At 63.1% G+C, this 25,604-nt stretch carries 24 protein-coding genes; 15 read left to right on the top strand and 9 right to left on the bottom strand.

Going from position 1 to position 25,604, the window contains the following annotated elements; all coding sequences use genetic code 11:
* The first annotated feature begins 42 nt into the window (after positions 1-42).
* Positions 43-723 carry a leucyl/phenylalanyl-tRNA--protein transferase gene (gene aat, locus ABIB00_RS04570; RefSeq protein ID WP_354103541.1) on the top strand — a complete coding sequence of 227 codons (681 nt, stop codon included), beginning with the start codon at positions 43-45 and terminating at the stop codon, positions 721-723.
* Positions 724-759: 36 nt separating this feature from the next.
* On the opposite strand, the gene ABIB00_RS04575 is transcribed toward aat, so the two are convergent.
* On the bottom strand, positions 760-1,809 hold the full coding sequence (locus tag ABIB00_RS04575) for a DUF2155 domain-containing protein (protein ID WP_354048701.1): 1,050 nt from the start codon (positions 1,807-1,809) through the stop codon (positions 760-762).
* Between the two features lie 227 nt (positions 1,810-2,036).
* Here ABIB00_RS04575 and lipP1 point away from each other — a divergent pair, with 227 nt between their 5' ends.
* The gene (lipP1, locus tag ABIB00_RS04580) at positions 2,037-2,984 is read left to right on the top strand and encodes a LipP1 family hormone-sensitive lipase (RefSeq protein ID WP_354103542.1); all 948 of its coding nucleotides are present in this window, start codon (positions 2,037-2,039) and stop codon (positions 2,982-2,984) included.
* Between the two features lie 13 nt (positions 2,985-2,997).
* The gene (locus ABIB00_RS04585; protein WP_354103543.1) at positions 2,998-4,026 is read left to right on the top strand and encodes a Na+-dependent transporter; all 1,029 of its coding nucleotides are present in this window, start codon (positions 2,998-3,000) and stop codon (positions 4,024-4,026) included.
* 90 nt (positions 4,027-4,116) lie between these two features.
* On the opposite strand, the gene ABIB00_RS04590 is transcribed toward ABIB00_RS04585, so the two are convergent.
* Both ABIB00_RS04590 and ABIB00_RS04595 read right to left on the bottom strand, forming a co-directional pair.
* A complete protein-coding gene (locus ABIB00_RS04590) occupies positions 4,117-4,509 on the bottom strand; it encodes a response regulator (RefSeq protein WP_354103544.1) in 393 nt (130 codons plus the stop codon).
* Positions 4,510-4,649: 140 nt separating this feature from the next.
* Entirely contained in the window at positions 4,650-5,588 is a 939-nt protein-coding gene (locus tag ABIB00_RS04595) for a GlxA family transcriptional regulator (protein ID WP_354103545.1), read from the bottom strand.
* A 92-nt stretch (positions 5,589-5,680) separates the two neighbouring features.
* Here ABIB00_RS04595 and ABIB00_RS04600 point away from each other — a divergent pair, with 92 nt between their 5' ends.
* A complete protein-coding gene (locus ABIB00_RS04600) occupies positions 5,681-6,367 on the top strand; it encodes a DJ-1/PfpI family protein (protein ID WP_247347208.1) in 687 nt (228 codons plus the stop codon).
* 481 nt (positions 6,368-6,848) lie between these two features.
* Here ABIB00_RS04600 and ABIB00_RS04605 read toward each other — a convergent pair whose 3' ends face one another.
* Positions 6,849-7,256 carry an NADH:ubiquinone oxidoreductase subunit NDUFA12 gene (locus ABIB00_RS04605; protein ID WP_247440546.1) on the bottom strand — a complete coding sequence of 136 codons (408 nt, stop codon included), beginning with the start codon at positions 7,254-7,256 and terminating at the stop codon, positions 6,849-6,851.
* 248 nt (positions 7,257-7,504) lie between these two features.
* Between ABIB00_RS04605 and ABIB00_RS04610 the strand changes: the two genes are divergently transcribed.
* The 3 genes from ABIB00_RS04610 (at position 7,505) to ABIB00_RS04620 (ending at position 11,014) form a co-directional block, all read left to right on the top strand.
* Positions 7,505-8,110 (top strand): BA14K family protein, encoded by a 606-nt coding sequence (locus ABIB00_RS04610; RefSeq protein ID WP_354103546.1) that lies wholly within the window; start codon positions 7,505-7,507, stop codon positions 8,108-8,110.
* A gap of 232 nt (positions 8,111-8,342) precedes the next feature.
* Positions 8,343-8,759: a response regulator gene (locus ABIB00_RS04615; protein ID WP_247440632.1), complete on the top strand. Its 417-nt coding sequence runs from the start codon at positions 8,343-8,345 to the stop codon at positions 8,757-8,759.
* Positions 8,756-11,014: a CHASE3 domain-containing protein gene (locus tag ABIB00_RS04620; protein ID WP_354103547.1), complete on the top strand. Its 2,259-nt coding sequence runs from the start codon at positions 8,756-8,758 to the stop codon at positions 11,012-11,014. The genes ABIB00_RS04615 and ABIB00_RS04620 overlap by 4 nt, the downstream gene beginning before the upstream one ends.
* Here the strand turns inward: ABIB00_RS04620 and ABIB00_RS04625 are convergent, their stop codons facing one another.
* A complete protein-coding gene (locus ABIB00_RS04625) occupies positions 11,015-11,911 on the bottom strand; it encodes a DMT family transporter (protein WP_354103548.1) in 897 nt (298 codons plus the stop codon).
* 755 nt (positions 11,912-12,666) lie between these two features.
* Here ABIB00_RS04625 and ABIB00_RS04630 point away from each other — a divergent pair.
* The 7 genes from ABIB00_RS04630 (at position 12,667) to ABIB00_RS04660 (ending at position 21,720) form a co-directional block, all read left to right on the top strand.
* Entirely contained in the window at positions 12,667-16,428 is a 3,762-nt protein-coding gene (locus tag ABIB00_RS04630) for a vitamin B12-dependent ribonucleotide reductase (RefSeq protein WP_354103849.1), read from the top strand.
* Positions 16,429-16,499: 71 nt separating this feature from the next.
* Entirely contained in the window at positions 16,500-16,679 is a 180-nt protein-coding gene (locus tag ABIB00_RS04635) for a DUF3606 domain-containing protein (RefSeq protein ID WP_354103549.1), read from the top strand.
* Positions 16,680-16,793: 114 nt separating this feature from the next.
* Positions 16,794-17,228: a hypothetical protein gene (locus ABIB00_RS04640; RefSeq protein ID WP_354103550.1), complete on the top strand. Its 435-nt coding sequence runs from the start codon at positions 16,794-16,796 to the stop codon at positions 17,226-17,228.
* Positions 17,221-18,288 carry a TIR domain-containing protein gene (locus ABIB00_RS04645; RefSeq protein ID WP_354103551.1) on the top strand — a complete coding sequence of 356 codons (1,068 nt, stop codon included), beginning with the start codon at positions 17,221-17,223 and terminating at the stop codon, positions 18,286-18,288. The genes ABIB00_RS04640 and ABIB00_RS04645 overlap by 8 nt, the downstream gene beginning before the upstream one ends.
* A gap of 223 nt (positions 18,289-18,511) precedes the next feature.
* On the top strand, positions 18,512-19,633 hold the full coding sequence (locus ABIB00_RS04650; RefSeq protein WP_354103552.1) for a DUF4238 domain-containing protein: 1,122 nt from the start codon (positions 18,512-18,514) through the stop codon (positions 19,631-19,633).
* Between the two features lie 418 nt (positions 19,634-20,051).
* A complete protein-coding gene (locus ABIB00_RS04655) occupies positions 20,052-20,567 on the top strand; it encodes a ParB N-terminal domain-containing protein (RefSeq protein ID WP_354103553.1) in 516 nt (171 codons plus the stop codon).
* Positions 20,568-20,733: 166 nt separating this feature from the next.
* Positions 20,734-21,720, top strand: a complete 987-nt coding sequence (locus ABIB00_RS04660; RefSeq protein WP_354103554.1) for a prolipoprotein diacylglyceryl transferase — start codon at positions 20,734-20,736, stop codon at positions 21,718-21,720.
* 83 nt (positions 21,721-21,803) lie between these two features.
* Here ABIB00_RS04660 and ABIB00_RS04665 read toward each other — a convergent pair whose 3' ends face one another.
* The 3 genes from ABIB00_RS04665 to ABIB00_RS04675 all read right to left on the bottom strand — a co-directional run bounded on the left by ABIB00_RS04665 (position 21,804) and on the right by ABIB00_RS04675 (position 24,109).
* Positions 21,804-22,511 carry a nucleotidyl transferase AbiEii/AbiGii toxin family protein gene (locus ABIB00_RS04665; protein ID WP_354103555.1) on the bottom strand — a complete coding sequence of 236 codons (708 nt, stop codon included), beginning with the start codon at positions 22,509-22,511 and terminating at the stop codon, positions 21,804-21,806.
* The gene (locus ABIB00_RS04670; RefSeq protein ID WP_354103556.1) at positions 22,435-22,767 is read right to left on the bottom strand and encodes a hypothetical protein; all 333 of its coding nucleotides are present in this window, start codon (positions 22,765-22,767) and stop codon (positions 22,435-22,437) included. Before ABIB00_RS04670 ends, ABIB00_RS04665 begins: the two co-directional genes overlap by 77 nt.
* A gap of 334 nt (positions 22,768-23,101) precedes the next feature.
* On the bottom strand, positions 23,102-24,109 hold the full coding sequence (locus ABIB00_RS04675; RefSeq protein WP_354103557.1) for an acyl-CoA desaturase: 1,008 nt from the start codon (positions 24,107-24,109) through the stop codon (positions 23,102-23,104).
* Between the two features lie 204 nt (positions 24,110-24,313).
* Here ABIB00_RS04675 and ABIB00_RS04680 point away from each other — a divergent pair, with 204 nt between their 5' ends.
* Entirely contained in the window at positions 24,314-25,111 is a 798-nt protein-coding gene (locus ABIB00_RS04680; RefSeq protein ID WP_354103558.1) for a transglycosylase SLT domain-containing protein, read from the top strand.
* A 111-nt stretch (positions 25,112-25,222) separates the two neighbouring features.
* On the opposite strand, the gene ABIB00_RS04685 is transcribed toward ABIB00_RS04680, so the two are convergent.
* Positions 25,223-25,504 carry a hypothetical protein gene (locus ABIB00_RS04685; protein WP_354103559.1) on the bottom strand — a complete coding sequence of 94 codons (282 nt, stop codon included), beginning with the start codon at positions 25,502-25,504 and terminating at the stop codon, positions 25,223-25,225.
* Positions 25,505-25,604: the final 100 nt, after the last annotated feature.

Raw genomic sequence — 25,604 nt, forward strand, 5'->3', positions numbered from 1 at the left:
GCCCATCGCAACCGCATTGCGATCCTGCTATTGTCGCGAGCCATGACTTCGCGCGACTCTGCCCCGTCTGAAATCACGCCAGCCGTACTGCTGCGCGCCTATGCCTGCGGCATCTTTCCGATGGCCGAAAGCGCCGACGATCCGACCCTGTTCTGGGTCGAGCCGGAGTTGCGCGGCGTCATCCCGCTCGAGGGATTTCGCGTGGCCTCGCGGCTCGCGCGCACCGTGCGTTCGGATTCGTTCCGCGTGACCGTCAACGCTGCGTTCAAGGCCACGATCGCGGGCTGCGCCGCGCCGCAGGCCGGGCGCGAGGACACCTGGATCAACAAGCGCATCCGCGACCTCTATGGCGGCCTGTACGAGCTCGGCCACTGCCACAGCGTCGAGGCCTGGCAGGGCGAAGACCTCGTCGGCGGGCTTTACGGCGTCAGCCTGGGCCGGGCCTTTTTCGGTGAGAGCATGTTCCACACCGCGCGCGATGCCTCGAAGGTCGCGCTGGTGCATCTGGTCGCGCGGCTGATCCATGGCGGCTTCGAGCTGCTCGACACCCAATACGTCACCGAGCATTTGAAGAGTTTTGGTGCGGCCGAGATTTCGCGGCGGCGCTACACCGCGCTGCTCGACAAGGCGCTCGCGGGCGAGCCCGGCGATTTCCTGAAGCTCTCCGCCGGTGAAGCGATCCCGGGCGCACGCGCGCTCGAGATCATCGCCTCACGGCAATAATCAGGGATATCACCGGCCGAATCCGGGGGATTTGGCCTAGCGGCCAAACCCCGGGATACCGAACAGACCCGGCCGCTGCTCGGGCGGCGGAGGTGGCGGCGGTGCCGGTTGCTGCTGCTGAATCGGCGGCAACGGCTGCGGCGGACGCTGCTGCACCTGCTTGGGCGCGGACTTCTTCTGCGCGGGCGGCGGCGGCGCAGCCGGCTTGGTGCCGGGATCCGGCGCCGCGGTCGCGATGGTCTGCTGCGGCTCTTTGCAGTCGGTGAGCCAGATGTCGTAGATCGGGTGCTCGACGCCGTGCAGGCCCGGACTTGCCGCGTACATCCAGCCCGAGAAGATGCGCTTCACCTCGCCCTGCAAGGTGATCTCGTCGACCTCGACGAAGGCGTCGGTGTTGGCGGCCTCCGTCGCCGGCCGCGTGTAGCAGGCGTCGGTTTTGACGCGCAGCGCGCCGAACTGCACGGTCTCGCCGATATCCTCGTCGAAATTGATGATACGGCCGGTGATTTTGTCCAGGCCGGAGAAAGTCGCTTTCTTGTTCACGATCTTCTGGGCCGGCGGTTCGGTGACGACCTCGTCGCCCGGCTGCAGGGTCGCCGGTGTCTGCGGCACAGTACCACCCGGTCCGCCCTTCTGCTGCGGCTGGCGCTGACCGGGCGCGCCCGGCTGCGGGGCGCCTTGCGGATTGGGCGGAGCGACCGCAACGGACGGCGGCTGGTTTGGCGGAGCGGCGGCCGAGCCAGGGGGCGGCGCCAGAGGTTGGGTCTCGACCGGCCCCGGCATCACATTACCCTGCCGGCCCGGCGGCGGGGGCATCGGGCGCGACGGCAGCACACGGCCCTGCGGCGGCAGCTCCGGCACCTCTTCGTCGTCATCGGGGATCTGCTGCTGCGGCTGAGGCTGGCCACGCGGAATGTTGCCGGGTGGCCGCAGCGGCGGCGGATCGGAAAAGATCGTGCCGATTTGCGCCTGAGCCGGCGTCGCAGCCGTCAGTGCGGTGGCGGCCAGAAGCGCCGCAAGACCTGTCAGGGTAAAGGTTCGAAACATCTCGCGCGGCTTCAACAGCGAATCGGGCTTGCTGGACATTCTACAGGGGATACCGCCGCTCGCAGGCCATCCGGTTAACACGGCGAATACGGCGGGGGAAGGGCGGCATCCCTGCCCTTCCCGGCCCGGTCTGGCCAGACCGGCTCCCGGATGGGATAGTCCGAACGCCCCTCGCCCGGGCCAAGGCGGCGGCGTCCCCGAAGAGGCGGCGCCGCCCCCGAAAACGACATCCAACGATCGCTGGAAACCCGTAAGGTCGCTTCCCCATGCCTGTTGTGCTCGATCCCGACGCCGCCGCCGTCTACACGGCCTTTCAGGAGGCGGGCCGCCCCGCCTACGAGACCCTGACCGTTCCGGAAGCGCGCGCCTATTACACGCAGGCGCGCTTTGCGACCAATCCCGAGCCACCGGAACTTGCGCGCGTCACGCCGCTGGCGATCCCGGCACCGCACGGAACGATCCCGGCCCGCATCTACGTTCCGAAAGACCGGCGCCGGCATGACGGCTTGTCCCCGGCGCTGGTGTTCTTCCATGGCGGCGGCTGGGTGATCGGCGATCTCGACTCCCACGACGTCGTCTGCCGCCAGCTCGCGGTCGAAGCCGCGCTGATCGTGATCTCGGTCGACTACCGCCTCGCGCCCGAACACAAATTTCCCGCCGCAGCCGATGACGCGATCGCCGCGACCAAATGGGTCGCCGCCAACGCCCGCGAGCTCGGCGTCGACGCCGCGCGCCTGTCGATCGGCGGCGACAGCGCCGGCGGCAATCTCGCCGCAGTCGTCGCGCTTGCTGCGAGAGACGGCAACGGCCCCGCGATCGCGGGCCAGGTGTTGATTTACCCCGCCGTCGATTTCGCCATGACGCACGGCTCGCACGGCGAGCCCGAGACCAGTGTGCTGCTGACGCATTCGGTAATCCGCTGGTTCCGCGACCATTATCTCAACGGCGCCGCCGACGTCGACGATTGGCGCGCCTCGCCGGCGCGCGCGCAAAACCTTGGCGGCCTGCCGCCGACCTATGTGCTGACCGCCGGCGCCGATCCGCTGCGCGACGAAGGCGACGAATATGCCGAGCGACTCAGGCAAGCCGGCGTGCCCGTCGCCACCAAGCACTATCCCGGCCAATTCCACGGCTTCTTCACGATGGGCAAATTGCTGCGCGAGGCCAATGTCGCCGTGAGCGAGATCGGCGCGTGGCTGAAGGGATTGGGCTGACGCCGCCTCCCGCATGCCATCCTTCTTTCAAAACCTCTTCGTCCTCCCGCTGCGCGGGCTGACATGGCTCGGCGGCCAGGGCACCCGCGCTGTGGCTGCCGTCGTGTTCATCGCGCTCGCGGTGCCGCCGCTCGGGGCGTTGCTGCGCCCTTACGTCACCGAGGCGATCTTCGTTCTGCTCTGCATCTCCTTCATGCGGGTCGATCTCGCCGCGCTCTCCGGCCATTTGCGCCGGCCGGCGCTGGTTGCGACCGCGACCGCCTGGACCGTGATCGGCGTGCCTGTGATCGTCGGGCTGATCGTCCATCTCACCGGTCTCACCGCGCGCTCGCCCGGCCTTGCGCTGGCCATGATGCTCCAGAGCATGGCTTCGCCGATGATGGCCTCGCCGGCGCTGGCAGCACTGATGGGCCTCGATGCCACGCTCGTTCTGGTAACGCTGGTGACCGCGACCGCGCTGGTGCCGTTCACCGCGTCGCTGTTCGCGAGCCTGTTCCTCGGCGACATGCTCAGCGTCACGCCGGCCACGCTCGGCCTGAAACTGATCGGCATCCTCGCGGCATCGCTGCTTGCAGCGACCGTGATCCGCTGGGTCTTCGGCGCGGCCGCGATCCAGCGCCACAGGCGGCCGATCGACGGCTTCAACATCGTCATCCTGCTGATTTTCGCGGCCGCGATCATGGGCGACGTTGCGAGCGACCTGGTGGCCCAGCCGGTGTTCACGATCGGCTTGGCGCTGCTGTCCTTCACGATCTATTTCACGCTGCTCGCGATCACCACGCTGCTGTTCCGCCGCATCGGCTATGAGCGCGCGCTGGCGCTCGGGCTGATGGTGTCACAGCGCAATCTGGGCCTGATGCTGGCCGCGACCGCCGGCGCGCTGCCGCCCACCACCTGGCTCTACTTCGCGATGACGCAGTTTCCAATTCACCTGGCGCCATACATGTTGACGCCGATCGCGCGGCGGCTGACCGCGCGGGCGACTCTTGCAACCGCAAAAAAGAGACCACGACCTGGCGATGAGATGAAAATTATCAGCTGATGCACGGCCGCACGGCGTTGCCAGAGAATATGGAAACTGCCGGTGCCCGTGACACCGAGCGCGGCGCGTTACTGATGTGTCACTGCGACCTTACTCGTGTGTTGGCGGGACTTGGTTGAGGAGTTGTGAGATCGCCGTCACGACCTGTGCCGGGGCGAAGGGTTTTTGCAGGAGCATACTCTGAGGAACGCCAAGGGACGGCCAATCATCGGCGGCGGCACCGGTCATGTAGACCACGGGAATGTGGGGATTGAGTTCTCTTGCGCGCCTGGCAACGTCCCAGCCCGTGAGAGCACCGCTGAGGTTCACGTCGGTGATCAGGGCCAGATATTTGCTTTCTTCGTTTTGGAGAAGTGTGAGCGCTCCCTCCCCGGATGAAGCAACCTCTGGGTGGAAGCCACCCTCGGCTAATGACTCTTCTACGATTGTCTGAATAAGCGGATCGTCTTCCACAACCATGATGACGAGCAACTCAGTATTCACCGCTTACCTCCATCCACTTCGGGTGGCGCACATCAAGCCGAAGCGGGAGCTTTGGTTCCCTGATTTGTGCAAAAATGCACACAAGGTGCTGCCGGGATGGGGCGCAGCCGCCCGCCATGAACTACAGCTTCCGGCGAAACCTAGTTGGCCCTTGCCGCACGCCGCAGCGCCTGCGGCGGTTGGCCGAAGGCGCGGATGAAGGCGCGCCGCATACGCTCGGGGTCGCGGAAGCCGGTCGCCTCTGCGACGAGCTCGATCGCCTCGCGCGAGGACTGCACGCGTTCGCGCGCCACCTCGATCCGCAAGCGCTCGATCGCCTTGGAGGGTGTCGTGCCGGTCTCGGCGGCAAAGGCGCGGGCAAAATGCCGCGCGCTCATGCCGGCGCGGTCGGCGAGATCTTCGACCGTCAAACGGGCGTCGAGGTTCTCGCGCGCCCAGGACAGCAATGCGCCGAACCGGCCGTTCGGCGTCTTCAACTCCAGCAGCGAGGAGAATTGCGACTGGCCGCCGCTGCGGCGATGATACAGCACGAGCTGCCGCGCGGTTGCCTGCGCGATCTCCTCGCCATGGTCTTCGGTCACCATCGCGAGCGCGAGATCGATACCTGCGGTGATGCCGGCGGACGTCCACACATTGCCGTCACGGGTGAAAATCTGGTCCGGCTCGAACTTCACCTTGGGATAGCGCCCGACGAAATCCCGCGTGCGGCCCCAATGCGTGGTGGCGCGGCGGCCGTCGAGCAGGCCCGCCTCGGCCAGCACATAGGCGCCCGAGCAGACGCTGGCGACCCGCACGCCGCGCCGTGCCAGCCGCTGCACGAAGGCGCGCATGACCTCGCAGCGCGCCGCATCCGTGACGCCTGCGCCGCCCGCCACAACCAGGGTCGTGATCGCATTCGCCGACTTGAAATCGCGCGCCATCATTTCAACGCCGGACGAGCTGCGCACAGGCCCTGGGTTCAACGCGAGCACCCGGATCGCGGGCGCCTTGCCGGTGGCACGTGCCGCGATCTCGAACACCGAGATCGGGCCGGCCGCATCGAGCAACTGGAACTCCGGGAAGATCAGGATGCCGATCATCGGTGATGTCCGAAAGTGAGGGAAAATTGCCATTTTGGACAGGATGGCATCATGCCAGTTTGCCGGCGTCAAGCACATAGTTGGAGGCTCTCATGTCGACACCGCTCCAGATCGGACTTCTGGTGTTCCCGCGCGTCACTCAGCTCGACTTCACCGGCCCCTTGCAGGTGTTCTCGTCGGTCCCAGGCGTAAAACTGCATTTGATCTGGAAGCGGATCGAGCCGGTGCCGAGCGATTCCGTGCTGACGCTGACGCCAACCACGACCTTCGCCGATTGCCCGCAGCTCGACGTGATCTGCGTGCCCGGCGGCGGCGGCACCAACGATCTGCTCAATGACGAGGAGGTGCTGGATTTCCTGCGCCGGCAGGCCGAAGGCGCCAAATACGTCACCTCGGTCTGCACGGGATCGCTGGCGCTCGGCGCCGCAGGCCTCTTGAAGGGCTACCGCGCCGCCACCCATTGGAGCGCGATGGAGATGCTTGGCCAGTTCGGCGCAACGCCGACCAGGACGCGCGTCTGCATCGACCGCAACCGCATCACCGGCGGCGGCGTCACCGCGGGAATCGATTTCGCGCTGACCCTGGTGTCGATCCTGGTCGATCGCACCACGGCGGAAGCGATCCAGCTTCAGCTCGAATACAATCCCGCTCCGCCGTTCAATGCAGGCTCGCCCGACACCGCGCCCGCCGAAGTGCTGGCCTTGCTGAAAGAGCGCGGCGCCCCAAACCAGGCCCGCCGCCTGGAAGCGGTGAAGCGCGCCGCCGAACGGGTGATGTAGCCCCTCTCGTGTCCCGGACGCGGTGCGGCATGCAGTGACGCTCCGCAGAGCCGGGCCCCAGGAAACCACACGTGTCGCTGCTACATGGGTCCAGGCTCAGCGCTGCAGCGTTACACGCTGCAGCGCGTCCGGGACACGCAACTCGTCACACCAGAAAAAGGCCGCTCGGTTTCCCAAGCGGCCTTTCCTGCCTTACGGCGGCTGCACATTTCATCGGGCGATTTCGGAGCTTCCAGACCGGGGGCCTATCTCCCGATCGAGTCCTGGTCGGCGGCCGCTGCATCTCGGGACAGTCGCGAACTGTTGCCCGAACCGAACGCGATGGTCTCCCATCTCCGTAAGATGCGCCATTGAGCCGCATCGCTTGCATGGCTGCAACGAGCGCGCAGGAATCATCCCCGCTGTTCGCGTTGTCCACAGCAGGGTGAGGCGGATGCGGGTGCATCCACTCCCACGAAGGAATCGGACGGGAATCGGAAGCCTAGCCAGGCGTCCAGGGCTGATAGTCGCCGGTCGCCTTCGGCCGCTTGCCGCTGGCGAGCGTCGAACCCGAGGGGCGGTAGGCGTTGGCCGTGCCGGTGAGATTCGGCTGGTGCGGCTTTTCCCACTCGCGCGGCTGATAGTTCTCCTGCGTCGGCGGCACGTCGACGGTATGATGCATCCAGCCGTGCCAGGACGGCGGGATCCGGCTTGCTTCGGCATAACCGTTGTAGATCACCCAGCGCCGCTCGAAGCCGAGCGTCGGGTCGATCACCCCGCCGCGGGTGCGATAATAGAGGTTGCCCTGCTCGTCCTGGCCGACCAGCTCCCCGTACCGCCTGGTCCAGAGTTGGGTGCCAAAAGTCTGGCCATTCCACCAGGTGAAGAACTTGAGGAAGAATTGTTTCATACGGCAAGGGCCCTGCTTCGTCGGGTCCTGATGCCATCCGGACGGCGAAATGTCCAGTTCGGCGGGTGCGGCGGCGCCCCCCGCTGCGGGATGCGGCTCCGGGCACGGACGCTGCCGCAAATCGGACGCGATCCGTTCATGCCGGATACAGCGTTCCCATGAGACCCTTGCCGCGCACGCAAACCGCCGTGATCCCAGGAACTACAGCCCCTTCATTGGGTTTGCTTCCGGGAAAAGGAGTTTTGATCATGAAAAGTCTGAAAGTCTTGAGCGCCGCTGCGGCAGTGGCATTGGTTATCCCGTTGGCGACGCCGAGCTTTGCACAAAGTCGGGCTGCGGTGGTCGGAGGCGGCGCACACATCGGTGGCGGCGGTGGCGGCGCACACTTTGGTGGCGGCGGCGGCGGCGCGCGAATGGGCGGCGGCAGCTTTGGCGGCGCGCGGATCGGCGGCGGCGGCGGTAACTTCGCGGCGGGTACAACTGTGCGTCCGGGTGGCGGCGCTGCTTTCACCGGCGGCGGCCGCGGCTTCGCAGCAGCCGGGGGCCACAACTGGAATGGCGGCGGCGGCCGTTGGCATGGCGGCGGCTGGCGCCATCGCGGCGGCGGCTTCTGGCCCGGTGTCGCGGCGGGTGCTGCGATCGGCGGCCTTGGCTCGTACGCCTATTACGGCGGCGGCTATTACAACGATCCCTACTACTATGGCGACGACAGCTATTATGATGAGCCGTCAGTGGCGGTGGTCCCCGACAGCGGCGGCGACTCCGCAGCCTATTGCGCACAGCGCTACAAATCCTACGATCCGGCGTCCGGCACCTATCTCGGCTATGACGGCCAGCGTCATCCCTGCCCGTAAGCACACCGACAACGCTTGAAGAGAGGCGCCGCAGCGATGCGGCGCCTTTTTCGCGCATGTCGAGCACCTCAACTGTTTCGAGCGCATCGTGGTCGCTGTCCGCCACGATGAGGCGCGCGGACCTTTAATCACCGCACCGTGCATACCTACCCTGACCCAATCCAAAATTGACCCGACGCGCGATTCACCTGTATCAATTTGGCTATGGGGATTTCGATTACTGGAAAATGTCATGCCGCGTATTCTCGTGGTCGATGACGATCCGATGGTCGGCGCGACCATCGAGGTCCTCCTCCAACGTCAGGGCTTCGACGTCACGTTGACCGACGGCGGAGAGACGGGTTTGGCTGCGCTCGAAACACAGAATTTCGACGTGATGCTGGTTGACATCTTCATGCCGCACATGCGCGGCTTCGAGTCCGTCCGCATCTTTCACGAGCGCGCGCCGGCGGTACCGCTGATCGCGATGTCCGGCTACGCCTTCGCGTCATCCGCGTCGCCCTCTCCTGATTTCCTCCGCATGGCGCTGGAGCTCGGCGCAACACGCTGCCTGCGCAAGCCGTTCACGCCGGACGCGCTGCTGACCACCATCCGGGAATGCCTCGGGGGCGAAAGTGCACAGCCGAAGGACAAGAAAGAAGCCCCTTGATCCCAACGCAGCGCATCATTCTCGGTACTGGACTTGCCATCCTCCTGATCATCACCGCAGCCTCGATCGGCCTCGACGTCAAGTCACGGTCCGATGCGGCCTGGGTCAATCACACCATCGAGGTGCTGAAGAAGATCTCCGATCTGCGCCTGCTGATGCGCCGCGCCGAGAGTGCCGCACGCGGCTACGAAATCTACGGCAGCCCGAGCTTCAGCGAGGAGTTCCAGGCGGCACACGCCCAGATCGCGCCGGCACTTGCCGATCTCAAGCGCGGCGTGCGCGACAATCCCGATCAGGTCATGCTGCTGGAGGGCACCGAGCCGCTGGCGCTGCGCCGGATGGAGATCGCCGCCGAGGCCATGCGCCTGCGCGCCGGCAACGACCAATCCGGCATTGCCACGCTCCAGGGCAAGGGCGAGGGCCGCGGCCTCATGGACACGGTGATGGGCAACCTCGATCGTCTGAGCGCGGGCGAAGAGCAATTGCTCGCCGCGCGCTCGCAGGATTCGCGCCGCACCGGCATCGTGCTGCTCGGCATCGATATCGCCGGCGCGCTCGTGATCATGCTGCTGGTCGTGATGGTGATGCGCGAGAGCCAGCGCACCCAGGGCGCGCTCAAGAGCACGCTATTGGAGACCACGGCCGCCAATCAGCAACTCGAGGCCGCGGTGGCCGAGCGCACCGAGCATCTGGTCACCGCGCATGACGAGCTGCGCCTGTCGGTCAACGTGCTTCAGAGCACCTTTCGCAGCATGGCAGAGGCGGTGCTGGTCATCGATGCGGAGGGCAATGTCCTTCTGTCCAATCCGGCCGCGGAGCGCATATTGCTGCACCGGACCGGCATGAACCTGCGCAATCTGCGCACGCTGTCCGACGTATTTCAGGGCGACGGCGTCACCCCGCTCAAGCCCGACGAGCTGCCGTCGGCGCGCGTGCTGCGCGGCGAGCAGTTCGAAGACATGGAGATGATCGTCCGCCCGCACAGCAGCAATTCACCCCGCCATCTCATGATCAGCGGCCGGCCGATGCTGGACGGTCAAGGCAGGATTTCCGGCGCGGTGCTGGTCTATCACGACGCGACCATGTCGCGCGAGACCGAGCGGCAGCTGTATCAGTCGCAGAAGCTGGATGCCATCGGCAAGCTGACCGGCGGCGTCGCGCACGACTTCAACAACATGCTGACCGTGATCTCCGGCAACACCGAGACGCTGGTGGCGAGCCTGAAGACGCAGCCCGAGCTCCAACGCACGGCGCGGCTGATCGACGAGGCCGCCGAGCGCTGCGCCGAGCTGATCCAGCATCTGCTCGCCTTTGCGCGCAGGCAGCCGCTCCAGCCGCGCAACGTCGAGATCAACGCTGCGGTCGCGGATATCGCAAAACTCCTGCGCCCCACCCTCGGCGAGCAGATCCAGATCGAGACCGTGCTGGAGCAGGGGCCGATGACCTCGCACATCGATCCGTCCCGGCTCACCAATGCCGTGCTCAACATGGCGATCAACGCCCGCGATGCCATGCCGAACGGCGGCAAGCTGCTGTTCGAGGCCCATCGGGTCGTGCTCGACGAGGCCTATGCCCAGAACAATCCGGATGTGCGCCCCGGCCCTTACGTGATGCTCGCCGTCAGCGACACCGGCACCGGCATGCCGGCCGAGGTCCAGCAGCAGGCGTTCGAGCCGTTCTTCACCACCAAGGAGGTCGGCAAGGGAAGCGGCCTCGGCCTCTCCATGGTCTACGGCTTCGTCAAGCAGTCCGGCGGCCACATCAAGATCTACAGCGAGGAAGGCCACGGCACCACGATCAAGCTCTATCTGCCGCCGGGCGAAGGCATGACGGATGTGGTCGCCGCCGCGACGCCGCAAGCCGAAGGCGGCGCCGAGACCATTTTCGTGGTCGAGGACGATCCGCTGGTGCGCAACTTCGTCACAGCGCAACTTCAGAGCCTGGGCTACAAGACGGTGGCGGCGTCCGACAGCAAGACGGCGCTGGAGCTGATCGAGACCGGCCAGCCGTTCGATCTCTTGTTCACCGATGTCGTCATCCCCGGCGGCATGAGCGGGCGCGTGCTCGCCGAGGAAGTGGCAAAACGGCGCCCCGGCCTGAAGGTGCTGTACACCTCCGGCTATACCGACAACGCCATCGTCCACCACGGCAAGCTCGACGACGGCGTGATACTGCTGACAAAACCCTACCGCCGCAACCAGCTCGCCGAGATGATCCGGAAGGCGCTGAACGGCGGAGGGATGACTGCAAGCTAGCTAGCGCGTCGCCAGCACCACGGCTGCCAGCGTGAAGATCAGCGCGGCGATCTGGCCCGGGCCCAGCGGCTCCCCCAGCGCCAGCGCCGACGCCACCACGCCGATGACAGGCACCGCCATCGTCCCGACCGCGGCGACGGAGGCCGGCAGGCGCGCGAGCGCTGCGAACCAGCTGACATAGGCGATGCAGAACTGCACCACGGTCGAATAGACCAGCAGCCACCAGCCGACCGGCGTCACCTGCTCCAGATGCGTGGTCTCGATGGCGAGGCCGATGATCGAAATCGGCAGGCAGCCGATCCCGATCTGCCAGGCCGCGGCCGTGATCGGCGGCAGATGGATGGGGTACCTTTTGGAAAACACTGTCCCGACGGCGAAGCCGATCGCGCCGCACAGCGCCATGATGATGCCCGGCAGCTTTTCCGCGCTGGCGGCAATGCCGTTGCCGCCCATGATCGAGGCAAGCCCGGCAAAGGCCATCACCAGGCCGATGGTGCGCAACAAGGTCGGCCGCTCGCCCAGCACCGGCCAGGCGATCAGCGAGGCCCAGACCGGCATGGTGTAGGCGATCAGCGCCGCCTCGCTGGCCGGCAGCCAGAGCAGCGCCAGGCCCATCAGCACCATCCAGCCGGTGACGTTGAGCACGGCGGCGGTCACCAGGCGCGGCCAGATCGCAGGCTCGACCCTGAGGCTCTGCCGGCGGATCAGCGCGAGGGCGGCGAGCAGCACTGCGCCCAGCACCCCCGTCACCCCGCGCAGCGTCAGCGGCGGCAGCTCGGAAAGCAGGAATTTCGTCACCGGCCAGTTGAAGCCCCAGCCCACCGAGGTGATGGCGAGGAACATCAGGCCGGCCGGGGCGATGCGTGGTCGCAAGCCCGGTCGCGTCGAATCAAGCATGTGGGTATCCGGCAAAATCGAGGTCAGCTTGGCGCGGATTCGCGCGCCCCACCACCACCCCGGCGGGCATGCCTGCCCTCACCGTCCGTAGCCCCACGTGAGTCCCGTGGAGGCAAGCCCGGTCCTCAAAAATATACCTGCCCTGTGAACAGCGGGGTGAAGCCTCCGCAGCACCACGGGATGCAAATTTTTTCGGTTGGGAATCCCTGAGGACTCACCGATACTTGGCTCAAGAACAGGTGTGGGCTTGCCCCCTGTTATCCCCGACAATCCACCATATTTAGTATTTGATTCAGGAACCCGCACTAGTTCTTGACGGGCGCAATGGAGAGTCCTAGTTTTCGATCCGTTCGGCGCGAGTGTGTTTGCGTCCCGCCGGCACTCCCCGAAGGGTCTGCAAAACAGCACTCCGCCAAGCCAGCCAAAGGCAGCGGGATGAGGGCTTGTCTGCCCGCGACAGCGGTCTCCCAGGGCGCCAGAACGGGCCGGCAACAGGCTCGCATGGCAATTGGTTGAAGTGGCGTTGTGGGGCGTTGAACGCATGTCGGGCTCATCCCCTTGGGGGCGGATGGATCCGGACATGCCGGCCGGTGAGAGGTGCACGCACCTCACCATCGCCGGGAGAAAAAGGGCCGGGTCCACCGGCTGAACTGCGAAGCCTTGGGGCGGAAACGCCTTCGGGGATTCGCGAAATGAAATATCGATCCGGTCGCCTTGCGGAGGCGGTCCGGCTGAAAATAGGACGGGGCAAGACCATGCGGATTGAGCGGCGCCACACCACGGTAGGACAGTCACCTTACGCGGGAATCGAATTCCGGCAGACCACGTCGGAGATCAGGAATCCCGACGGCTCGGTCGTGTTTAAATTGGACGGCGTCGAGGTTCCGACCGACTGGTCGCAGGTCGCCTCCGACGTCCTCGCCCAGAAGTATTTTCGCAAGGCCGGCGTTGCCGCGCGCCTGAAGAAGGTCGAGGAAGAGTCCGTCCCCTCGTTCCTGTGGCGCTCCGTGCCCGACACCGAGGCGCTCGCCCTCCTGCCCGAGAAAGAGCGCTTCGTCAGCGAGCTCTCGGCCAAGCAGGTGTTCGACCGTCTCGCCGGCTGCTGGACCTATTGGGGCTGGAAGGGCAATTACTTCTCCTCCGACGCCGACGCCCAGACCTTCTACGACGAGCTCCGCTACATGCTGACCATGCAGATGGTCGCGCCGAACTCGCCGCAATGGTTCAACACCGGGCTTCATTGGGCCTATGGCATCGACGGCCCCGGCCAGGGCCATTATTACGTCGACCCCTTCACCGGCAAGCTGACCCGGTCGAAATCCTCCTACGAGCATCCGCAGCCGCACGCCTGCTTCATCCAGGGCGTCGGTGACGACCTCGTCAACGAGGGCGGCATCATGGACCTCTGGGTCCGCGAGGCGCGCCTGTTCAAATACGGCTCCGGCACCGGCTCCAACTTCTCGCGCCTGCGCGGCGAAGGCGAACGCCTCTCCGGCGGCGGCCGCTCGTCCGGCCTGATGAGCTTCCTCAAGATCGGCGACCGCGCGGCGGGCGCGATCAAGTCGGGCGGCACCACGCGCCGCGCGGCCAAGATGGTCGTGGTCGATGCCGATCACCCGGACATCGAGACCTATATCGACTGGAAAGTGAAGGAGGAGCAGAAGGTCGCAGCTCTCGTCACCGGATCCAAGATCAACCAGAAGCACCTCAAGCTGGTGCTCAAGGCCTGCGTGAACTGCGAAGGTTCGGGCGACGATTGCTTCGACCCTGAGAAGAACCCTGCCCTGCGCCGCGAGATCAAGCTCGCGCGCCGCTCGCTGGTGCCTGACAATTACATCAAGCGCGTCATCCAGTTCGCCAAGCAGGGCTACAAGGACATCCAGTTCGACGTCTACGACACCGACTGGGATTCGGAAGCCTATCTCACGGTGTCCGGCCAGAACTCCAACAATTCGGTCTCGCTCAAGGACGATTTCCTGCGCGCGGTCGAAACCGACGGCGACTGGAATCTCATCGGCCGCACCACCAAGAAGGTGACCAAGACCCTGAAGGCGCGCGACCTCTGGGAAAAGATCGGCTACGCCGCCTGGGCGTCGGCCGACCCGGGCCTGCACTTCAACACCACCATGAATGACTGGCACACCTGCAAGGCGTCCGGCGACATCCGCGCCTCCAATCCGTGCTCGGAATACATGTTCCTGGACGACACCGCGTGCAACCTGGCGTCCGCCAACCTGCTGACGTTCTACGACGCCACCACGAAGCGGTTCGACGTCGAGGGTTACGAGCACCTCTGCCGGCTCTGGACCGTCGTGCTCGAAATCTCCGTGATGATGGCGCAGTTCCCGTCGAAGGCGATCGCCGAGCTCTCCTATGAGTTCCGCACGCTCGGTCTCGGCTTCGCCAATATCGGCGGCCTGCTGATGACCATGGGTCTCTCCTATGACAGCAAGGAAGGCCGCGCGCTCTGCGGCGCGCTGACCGCCGTGATGACCGGCATCACCTACAAGACTTCTGCGGAGATGGCGGCCGAGCTCGGCACCTTTCCCGGCTACAAGAAGAACGCCGCGCACATGCTGCGCGTGATCCGCAACCACCGCCGCGCCGCGCATGGCGAGACCTCCGGCTACGAGGCGCTCAGCGTCAACCCGGTGCCGATGGACCTGGTCTCCTGCCCGCAGGCCGACCTGGTCACGCATGCGCAGGCGGCCTGGGATGGGGCGCTCGAGCTCGGCGAGAAGCACGGCTATCGCAACGCCCAGACCACGGTAGTCGCGCCGACCGGCACGATCGGCCTGGTCATGGATTGCGACACCACCGGCATCGAGCCCGACTTCGCGCTGGTCAAGTTCAAGAAGCTCGCCGGCGGCGGCTACTTCAAGATCATCAACCGCGCGGTCCCCGCGGCGCTGCGCACGCTCGGCTATCGCGAAGCTGATATCGCCGAGATCGAGGCCTACGCCGTCGGCCACGGCTCGCTCTCCAACGCGCCGGGCATCAACGTCTCGACGCTGAAGTCCAAGGGTTTTACGGATGAGGCCATCGCCAAGGTCGAAAAGGCCCTGCCGACCGCCTTTGACATCAAGTTCGCCTTCAACAAATGGACCTTTGGCGAGGACTTCATCCGCGACCAGCTCGGCATCGGTGCCGAGGCAATCGCAGCTCCCGGCTTCGACCTGCTCCAGGCCGTGGGCTTCACCAAGCGCGAGATCGAGGCGGCCAACGTCCACATCTGCGGCGCGATGACAGTGGAAGGTGCTCCGCACCTCAAGGCCGAGCATTACGCGGTGTTCGACTGCGCCAATCCCTGCGGCAAGGTCGGCAAGCGCTATCTCTCGGTCGAGAGCCACATCCGCATGATGGCGGCGGCGCAGCCCTTCATCTCGGGTGCGATCTCGAAAACCATCAACATGCCGAACGACGCCACGGTGGAGGATTGCAAGTCCGCCTACATGCTATCGTGGAAACTGGCGCTGAAGGCCAACGCGCTCTATCGCGACGGCTCGAAGCTCTCCCAGCCGCTCAACTCCCAGCTCATCAGCGACGATGAGGACGAGGACGATGCGGTCGAGAATCTCTACGACAAGCCGATGGCGGCGCGGACCGCCCAGGTCTCGGAAAAGATCGTCGAGAAGCTGGTCGAGCGCATCATCGTGATGCGCGAGCGCGAGAAGATGCCGGATCGCCGCAAGGGCTACACCCAGAAGGCGGTCGTCGGCGGCCACAAGGTCTATCTCCGTACCGGCGAATATGACGACGGCCGGATCGGCGAGATCTTCATCGACATGCACAAGGAAGGCGCGGCCTTGCGCTCCTTCATCAACAACTTCGCCATCGCGGTGTCGCTGGGCCTGCAATACGGCGTGCCGCTCGAAGAATATGTCGACGCCTTCACCTTCACCCGCTTCGAGCCCGCGGGCCCCGTGCAGGGCAACGACAGCATCAAGTACGCGACCTCGATCCTCGACTATGTCTTCCGCGAACTGGCGGTGAGCTACATGTCGCGCTTCGACCTCGCCCATGTCGATCCGACCGAGTCGAACTTCGACGCGCTGGGCAAGGGCGTCGAGGAAGGCAAGGAGCCGGAGGAAGCGAACCAGCAGGCGACCAGGCTGGTCTCGCGCGGCCTCACCCGCTCCCGCACCGACAATTTGTTCGTGATGCGCAGCGGCTCCGCCGCGGTCGCATCCGGCAATGACAGCGCGCCCGCCGGCGGCAGCAAGGTCACCTCGCTCGCCTCCCACGGCGCCACCGCCCGCGATGCCCTGGAAGGCGCGGTCGCGCTGAAGCAGGAAGCCAGCCACGATTTGTCTCCCACGGAGAAGCTCGAAGCCCTCCAGTGGAGCAAGTCCGGCAGCGCGCAAGTCGCAGTCCCCAGCAAGGCCGAGCGCCGCGCGGAAGCCAAGGCCAAGGGCTACGAAGGCGAGATGTGCGGCGAGTGCGGCAACTTCACGCTGGTGCGGAATGGGACGTGTATGAAGTGCGATACTTGCGGCAGCACGACGGGGTGTTCGTGAGGGGGTAGCCCGTCGCGACCATCGTCATGCCCGGGCTTGTCCGGGCATGACAAACTCTAGAGGAAACTCCAATGACCGACGACAAAACGAAGAGAGACTATCGTGATCGGTCGCGCATCAACACGAACGAGCCTTACGAAATGGACTACTGGAAGAAAAAATTTGATGTATCGGGCCAACAACTCGCGGGCGCGGTTCGAGCGGTCGGCTCCTCTGTAAAAAAAGTGACTGAATACCTGAAGAACAAATAGGCCAAAGAAAACAGCGAGTAGCCCGACGAGCTAATTGTGGGTACGGCACACGGCGCTGCATGAGGTGCGATATGTGTGGCAGCACGACGGAGTGTAACTGAGCTAAGGAGCGCTATGACAATCTCGGCCGAGAAGATCGCGGATCTTCGGGTCAAGCATCTCGAAATGCTGCAGAGCCTCATAACGAGGATGGCGGGTTACGGCGCGTCGTTCAAATCATACTGCATCACGGTGACTACTACAGTTGTCGGCTTCGGCTTTACTCTGCACCGCCCCCTCGTCTCAGCACTCGCTATTCTTCCGATCCTCGCCTTTGCCTTCGCCGACGCACAATATCTCCGTGTGGAACGCAGATTTCGTGGGGCATTTAACCTTATCCGCGCAGAGGGCTGGGAGCAAATTCCAAGCTTTGAAATCAACCTAGATCATGCCCCAGCGCAACCATATTGGAGCGCTGTTACAAGTTGGTCGATCCTGGGATTCTATGGACCACTGGGGATCGTCGCTATTCTCATCTCGGTATTATTCGGAGCATGGTCCAGTGGCTGAAAACCCGTTTGGCTTGAAAAACCTCGGCCTCCTGGCTGCAATCGGCGCTGAGTCGCGTCGCAACTCGCTCGCAGACTACGTTACGCCACCGACGCCAAAGTTCGAGGTCAGCCCCGTGACCCGCGCCATCGCCGATCTGTTGCTGGACAAATCGAAACCGGCGCTGCCCGTCGATCCATACCCATTCGGTTCTGGCCTTGCAGGTCAGTTCGGAAGCTTTGCTCCTGCAACACCGGCACAACCCACATTCAACGCCTTTGCGGATTTGACGACGTCGCCGCCACCATTGTTCGCGTCACAGTCATCGTCCCACGCTTTTGGCTCGCTGTTCGATCCAGTAGCGCCGTCCCCTGCAGCAAGTCCGTTCCACGCCCTTTGTCCTCCGCCGGAACCCAAGCCCGTCGCTCCCGAGACGAAGCGAAAGGCGTTTTTCAGCTTTCACTTCGACGATATCATGCGCGTGAACAACGTACGTAACGCTTGGAAGATCACCCATCCCGATAGCACGTTGAACCGCAGCTTCTACGACAGCAGCCTATGGGAAGCCCGGAAACTAGTGAGCCATGAGGCTATCAAGGAACTTATCCGTTCAGGCGTGATCCGCACGTCTGCCGTTTGTGTTCTGGCCGGTTCAATGACTTGGGATCGACGCTGGGTGAAGTACGAGATTGCGAGAGCAGTCATCGACGGCCGCGGCCTTTTGACCATTCACATCAATAATATCAACCATCATAAAACGAAAGAACCCCATCCGTGTGGCCTCAACCCCTTGGCTCATATGGGAGTAGCAAAGCTGCAACCGAACATGCGCGTCCCACCTCGGTATTACCTCTTCGAAATGAAAATCGTGCCAGACAGCCATGGTGCATTGGTTAAGCGTTGGAGCCGCTACGGTGACTACACCCTGCCGATAAGGAAGCCAGCTTGGCTGGACGATCCTGATGTAGACTACGTTATGCCGCTAGCAACGAACGCAGCCGAATACGACTACAAACTCGACTACGGCCATCGCAACGTCGGAAGCTGGATCGATGCGGCAGCAACGCAAGCCGGCCGTTAGCTCGTAGGATGGGTAGAGCATATGCGAAACCCATCATTCGATCGAGGCAATCGATGGTCGCTGCGCTCAACCCATCCTACGAGCTCAGAAAGCGTCACGAGATCAATCAGAAAGTCCTCGACAATATCGTCCGCACTCGAACCTAGGCATCTGCTACCGTACCTTGCGAAAGGGGCCAATTCAGCGCCAACGAGGATGCGGCTACCTACCAAGACTTTTCGGAATGCCACATAATAAGAACCAGCATTATGTCCCGCGATGCCTTCTCCGACCTTTCACTCTTGGAGGCGACGGCGTCGCCATAAACGTTTTCAATGTCTCACGCGACCGACCAATATGGAATGCTCCGGTAAAGAGCCAGTGTTCTCGCGACTATTTCTACGGCCACGATGGACAGATGGAATCAATCCTAGCTTCGCTCGAAGGCAAGTTCGCTGCGATTCTGAAAACAATGCAGATGGGCCGCATGCCAGACGACGAGGAAAAACGTTGGCTGATGCTCTTTGTGCTCATCCAATGGAGGCGTACCGCAGCCACGATTGAGCAGATGAAGCTACAGCAGGAGGACTTCAAGGACAAAGTCCTGGCGGAACATAAAGAGCAGCGTCACGAACTCGACTTAACCCACGACGAAGTCGTCGCGATTTCGATGAAGATGGGCTTTAGGATGCGGAAGTACACCGACGATCTGAAAATATCGATCATCCTCAATACTTCTAATACCGACTTCATAATTTCCGACAATCCGGCGATCCTTACAAATCGACTGCATCTGCAACGATGGAACGATCGAAACTTTGGTGCATCGAATTCAGGAACGATATTTTCGTTACCGCTCAGTCCAAAGCTTTCATTTGTCGCCTATGATCGCGCCGCCTATACAATGTCAGGCTCTTCAAATTTCATAGAGATGAAAAAACGATCCGATGTGTCGACGCTAAATGAGCTACAAGCCCTCTCCGCAGCGCATAATATTTACTTTTCTCAGCAGAGTTCGTTAGATGAGGTTAGCGAACTGCTACACGTCACCGCGGGCGAGCGGCAGGAAGCCACCTTTCGCAATACAATGCTGATTGTGCATAGCGAAACTAAGGACGGCAAAACTTATCGAGTTGCTAAGCCGGACGAACAGGGAGCGGCAAACCTCACTCATACGCAGATGCTGGCTCGGAAACCGAGACGTTGGCCGTCACAGCTAGGTTTTCGATCGAAGATAAAGACCTTTAGCAATGGAAGTAGTGTCGGCCATGTGAGGAAGGAAGAATGGCTCTCAAGTGACGAACCCAGCCGTCCCTTTCGGTTTAACTCGAACACGGATTGTCCCTCTACGCGCAGTATGGGTTAGCGCAGAATTCTATTCGCGATTGCCGCCCAGCGGGGTGAACATTATGATGACAGTGCACTTAACTGTCGATATAGCTTCGCCCGTCGCCACAATCCGCGATATGGTCGGGCCGGCGTAACCGCACGCGCCCCCGCCCGACTACCCTAACTGCCTCAACACTCCACCAGATCAGTGTGGCCAAATCCCTTGGGGACTATGGTGACAGTGCACCTAATTCCCTCGCTCCGATCTGCGGCTTCGGCTCGCGTTTGGTGCGCGGCGGCGATGGAGTTCACCATCACCGTTATCGCAGTTGGCTCCGGCTTCGATGCTCATCAATCCGCCGCCGAAATTACCTTTGCGGTCGAGCCCTTCCCTCCTAAACTCCCAACCCAACCGGCGTGGGTTCCGACGGGCCTGGTAGAAGCGGAGTCAGATTATGCCCAAACCGGAAAGCTTCCCGATCGAGAAGATCTTCGTTCCCACGAAGCAGAAGAAAGCGATCAAGCCCGAGACCGTCGGGGAGATCGCGGAAAGCATTCTGGACATCGGACAACAGGCCCCCATTTCCGTTCGGCTCGACGGAGACCGCCTCGTTCTGGTCGAGGGACTGCACCGGCTGGAAGCCTGCAAGGCGCTCGGCGAGACGACCATTCTCGGTGTCCTGGTCCCGGCCGAGCTTGCTCAACATAAGCCAGGGCTCGCCGAACGACCCGAAGTCGAGGCAGAGCGCATCAAGATGGCGCGGTTGAAACAGTTGCGTCTGGAGAAGGAAGCCGCGGAGGCATCGACGGCTGCCTTGAAGAGCGTCAACGCAGCGGAGGCGCCGGGCGCCCGTCCGGCGAAAGGCGTCCGCGACAATTCAAGGGCGTCACCGGGCCGGACTGCTGGGTCGACACGGAAAACATTGTCGGACTGGATCACGCAGCAAAAGGGCAGCGGCGGCCGCTATTGATGGCCGCCTCCACAATTACGATCGCGGCAGAGCCGGCCCTCCGACCTATGAGCCGCCATAATTTCTCCTTCGCACGCGCGTTGTGTTGGACAGTGGCGAGGCCTATCCTTCCAACGATCGGACTGCCGCATTCCCATTGACGCCCGACTGGATCGAGAGCGCATCGGTGCCCGAAGCGAACGACCCCAAACCTGATGATCAGAAGCCTGATCACCAGAAGCCTGATGCCCCCAAGCCGGACGCGGTGCGCGCCGATGGCGGGCTGGCGCGGGCCTACACCCAGATCAAGAGCGCGGAGCAAGACCTTGCGCGGCTGGACCGGCTGGTTTCCGGAATGGAACGCGGCAGCGAAGGCCCGCGGGCCTCGCAAGCAAGCGCCGGTGCGAAGGCGGCCGAGACTCCCAGGGACAAGGCGCCGGCACCAGCTAGCAAGGTTCGCGATCAAGGCCTGAAGGGAGATCGGACCATGATGCGCGCTTTGATTGGCCTCGTGCTCGCGATCGGCCTTCTCGGTGCCGCCTTCGCTTCGCAATATCGCGATGAGGCCAAGTCGTTCAGCAAGTCGATCATGGCGCGATGGGCTCCGCCGGCCACGAGCCAGCCCCCGCAAGCGTCCGCGGTTGAAAGTCCGGCGCAGCCGCGGGCCATGCAACTGGCTGCTGCGGATGGGCCTGGTCCGGTGCCCGCGCCAACAGTCAGCAAGGAAACGGAAAGCGCTCCAAAACCTGATACTCCAAGAACCGGCGCCCCGGCGCCTGACCCATCATCGTCCGATCTCGCGCAATCGCTCAAGACCATCACCAACGAGCTTGCGAGCATCAACGGAAAGCTCGAGCAACTGAAAAGCCGGAACGAGCAGACGCTGCGCGAGCAGGCCGACACCATTCAACAGCTCAAGGCGGCGCAGGAGAAGGATGCGGCGGACAATGCGCGCCTCGCCGCACAGGTCCAGGCGCTGCAAACGCAACTGACGACGTCATCCGCATCTGTACCCGCGAAACCCGTCGCGCGGAGCGTGATGAACAACGATACGGCTGCGCCTGCACGGCCGCACGCGCAAGCGGCCGCACCTCGGCGGCCCAGGCCGTCGCGAGGGCCCTGGATGCCTCCGCCCTATATGGTCGATCCCTATTACGGCGATCAGGATTGGTGAGCCCGCAGGATTGGTCGAGCGAAGCGCTACCCATCGCTAGCTAATCGACAGAAGCGATGGGTTTCGCAAGGGCTCAACCCATCCTACGAGCTGCTCGGTTCGATCCCATCTTCGGGGATCAGATTCCGAATTTCCACCAGCGCCTCCAGAGCAATTTCGCAAGCTCCGTCGATGAACTCCTCGCCCCGCGGCGTCGCATTGATCACGTTTCTCATCTCAGCTTGATACTGGCGCTTCGCGAGATTCAACCGATTCAGGGCGGACGATACGACATGATGGGTGATTGCCGGAGATTGCGCGATCTCGCGGAGCGCCGAACGATCATGCAAATGGATCGCGGCAAGATCGAAGGCGTCGCGCGGCGTGTATGTCGATGCGCGATAGACCAGTTTCTTGGTCGCGATTTCCGCGGACCGCTCCGCTGCAATGGCACGCTCGCCAAATTTAAGTTGATGGGTCGGATTGGCGATGTAGGACGGGGCGTTCAGGAAATCGATCTCGCCGACGTCGCGCACGATGAGTTTCAGATACTTGCCCGGCCATTGCCAACTATCACACAGCGACTTCGTCACCGGGTTCGTATTCGGCGCGAGGTTCTTCAGGGCGGCGCTTGAATCCAGGAAGATATCGACGTCGTAACTGATCCGATGATTCAGGATCTGCGCCAGGGCGGTGCCGCCGCCGAACGTCCACGGTCCGGCGCCCCCCTCCAGACTATCGAGTGCGATCAGCGCCTTCTGCAGGAGATCTTCCCACCTCGAAGGAAGCCATCTCCCTGACCCATCTTTCATTCGCGGACTCCGTGACCTGCCAGGCGTCGATTGCTTTCAATAACTCGTCGAACGTCACGATATGATCAACGACGAGATTGTGGATGACGGAAACATCGACCTCGTCGAACAACGCTTGCACGTACACGCGCCATTTTCGCTCGGAGATCTCCCCCTTCAGACACGCCAGCAGAGTCCCTTCGTCGATGCTGGCAGGCATCGGCGTGTTGATCGTCGTCACGGCCGCAGTCAGGTTCTCGATCGCATTTTTCAACATCCCCGCAATATGGTGCCATTCGCAGAAAGCCTCAACCGGCGCCCGTTCTTCATCGTGACCGGGGTCACGAGCAATTGGATAGGTTATTGAAAATATTCAGCTTTTAGCGCGTACCTCAACAAAGAGCCATGCCAGGAAAGCGCAGGCCCTTCCTCCGCAGCTTTTGCACCGTGACGATCACGCCCGAATTGCTGGCCGCGCTGGCGCAGCAGCCAGTAGGATGGGTAGAGCACTTGCGAAACCCATCGTGCCATGACGGCTATTGATGGGTTTCGCTTCCGCCTTCGCTCTTCGAGCTACGGCGGACAAGCCGCTCTACCCATCCTTACGGGCTTCAGACCATAGCTTCCGTATCTGGGATTGAACGTTTCCCGCCGTCGGAATCTCCAGAGCGAAGCGTCCGGCTTCCGGCCGCGAAAATGTCGTGCACGAGGCCGAGCTTCCCGAGCCCGAGAATAATCAGACCGTTGATGTCGATCTCGTACCAGGCGTGCGAGAGATAGGCGTCGCGCGGAAACCGGTGATGGTTGTTGTGCAGGCCTTCACCGAAGGTAAGAATCGTGGTCACGAACTCGTTGGTCGTGCCGTCCTCGAGCGCGAAGCGGCGGTAGCCGTAGCGGCCGTCGCTGTGGCAGACCGAGTTGACCAGCGAGGTGGCCATGGTCATGAGGTAGCTGCGGAACAGACCTGAGAACAGGATGCAGCCGGTCATCGCGTGCACGCCGCCGAAGGCGTAGCCGATCGCGCCCGGAATGATCACCGCCGAGAGCGCGTACCAGTACCAGCGTGTCCTGGTGAAGAACATGGCGATCGGGTCGGCCAGAATATCCTTGGCATAGTATCCGGCGTCGGTAGTGGCCTGGTCCCACACCCAGCCGCCTTGCGCATGCATCATCCCCTTGGCGAAGGTGACATAGCGGTTGCCGTCGCCGTCATAGTAAGGGCTGTGGACGTCGCCGGGCTTGTCGGAGTGAAGATGATGTCGGCGATGATTGCTCACCCATTTCAGGATCGAGCCCTGCACCGCCATCGTGGCGATGGCCGCGAATAACGTCCGCATCACCGGACCGCAGCGGAAGCTGCGGTGGACGAAGTAGCGATGCATGAAGCCGATCCCGACCGTGGACAGCGCGAACGTGCCGGCGAAGACCGCAATCTCCACCCGGCCGATGCCTTGCCAGAAGGCCCAGACCAGCGCCGCGATCGAACCTCCGATCATGATGACGAACGAGATGTAGGAATCGCGAAACTTGGCGTCGACCACCGGGCCTTCGACAAGCACGCCCGCTGGCATTTTCCGGTCCGCGCTTTCCGCCGACACCACGCTTTCAATTACGGTCATTCCAGCCGATCCATTCACACAAAATTAACCCTGCTGCGGCGCACCGTACAACCTCGGGTTACTTCCATCAAGGATTCGAGCTGCCGTAGGAGACGGAGCCGACATCTGAAAAGACGCGATCAGAAGGAAAAGAAGCCGGATTTCAAGGCCTGGTGACAGCGTTAACCAGGTACACAGTCTCCGCAATGCACTCCCACGAGACCGATGCCCAGAAAAAGCAAGCGCCTCCTCCCTCGCCATCGCAAGTTCCGGCGCGGCGCGCGGTGGGCAGGAAAGACATTCGCGCGCGCACCGCGAATGGTTCGGATCGCGGGCGGCGTGGCGATGCTGCTTGCGGTCGTCGTGCTGGTGAACATCGCCTATCAAACAATGCGCAAGCCGACCGAGCTATTCGTCCTTGTCGGCAATGCCCTCGACAAGGATCCATCAGAGACCTGGCGGCAATACGGGCCGCTGTTCCGCAAGCATTCCACGGCGACGATCACGCCCGAATTGCTGGCCGCGCTGGCGCAGGTCGAGAGTTCAGGCAATCCGCTTGTGCGCACCTACTGGCGCTGGCGATGGAGTTTTAATCCCCTCGCGATTTACCGGCCCGCCTCCAGCGCCGTCGGCCTTTTCCAGATGACCGATCCAGCTTACGCCGACGCCGCGCGGTTCTGTATCCGCGGCAACGCGGTCACGGAGACTGCTTGCGGGTTCACCAGCTTCTATGTCCGCGCGATCCCGAGCCACGCCATCGAGCTGGCATCGGTGTATCTGGATCGCAATGTCGCTGAAATTCTCGCCCGCGCGGGCGATGTGAAGGCGAGCACGCGCGCGAGGCAGGATCTGGCCGCCTTCATCCATCTCTGCGGCGCAGGTCCCGCCACGGCGTACGCGCGCCGCAAGTTTCAGTTGATCGCCGACGAGCGCTGCGGCGATCACCTCGTCGCGGGCTATATTGCCAAGGTCAACGCGATGAAGCGGCAGTTTCTGCGGCTTGCGGTGGATGACGGCGGTTAGCGCGCAGTCCGTAGGATGGGTAGAGCACTTGCGAAACCCATCGTGCCATAACGGCCGTTGATGGGCTTCGCAAGTGCTCTATCCATCTTACGAGCTTTCAGCGATCGATAGTCACCACCAGTACGGCCACCGCCAGCCTTCATAGCGGACCCACGACGACACCAAAGGCGGGCCGTAGGGGTCGACCCGGTCGTCTTCAGGACGATAGCGATACCGCGGAACGATATTGTAATCCCACGGCGTCGGCCTAAGCACGGGCGCCGTGACGATGAGCCTCTGCTGCGGTTCACGAATGATCTGGGCTTTCCGCGCCCTGGCTTCGGCACCTGATATCCCAAGGTTACACAGCACCAGGGCCATTCCGAGAGCACACGCGGCGGTCATTGTTTTCATACGACTGGCCTCCTACCCAAAGAGTGCAAAAGGACGCAAAGCAACGCAAGCCCAATTTGATCCAGACTTGCTTGAATGACCGCTGATGGCCCCGGCGCCC

This window comes from Bradyrhizobium sp. LB14.3 (assembly GCF_040547985.1).
GTDB lineage: Bacteria > Pseudomonadota > Alphaproteobacteria > Rhizobiales > Xanthobacteraceae > Bradyrhizobium.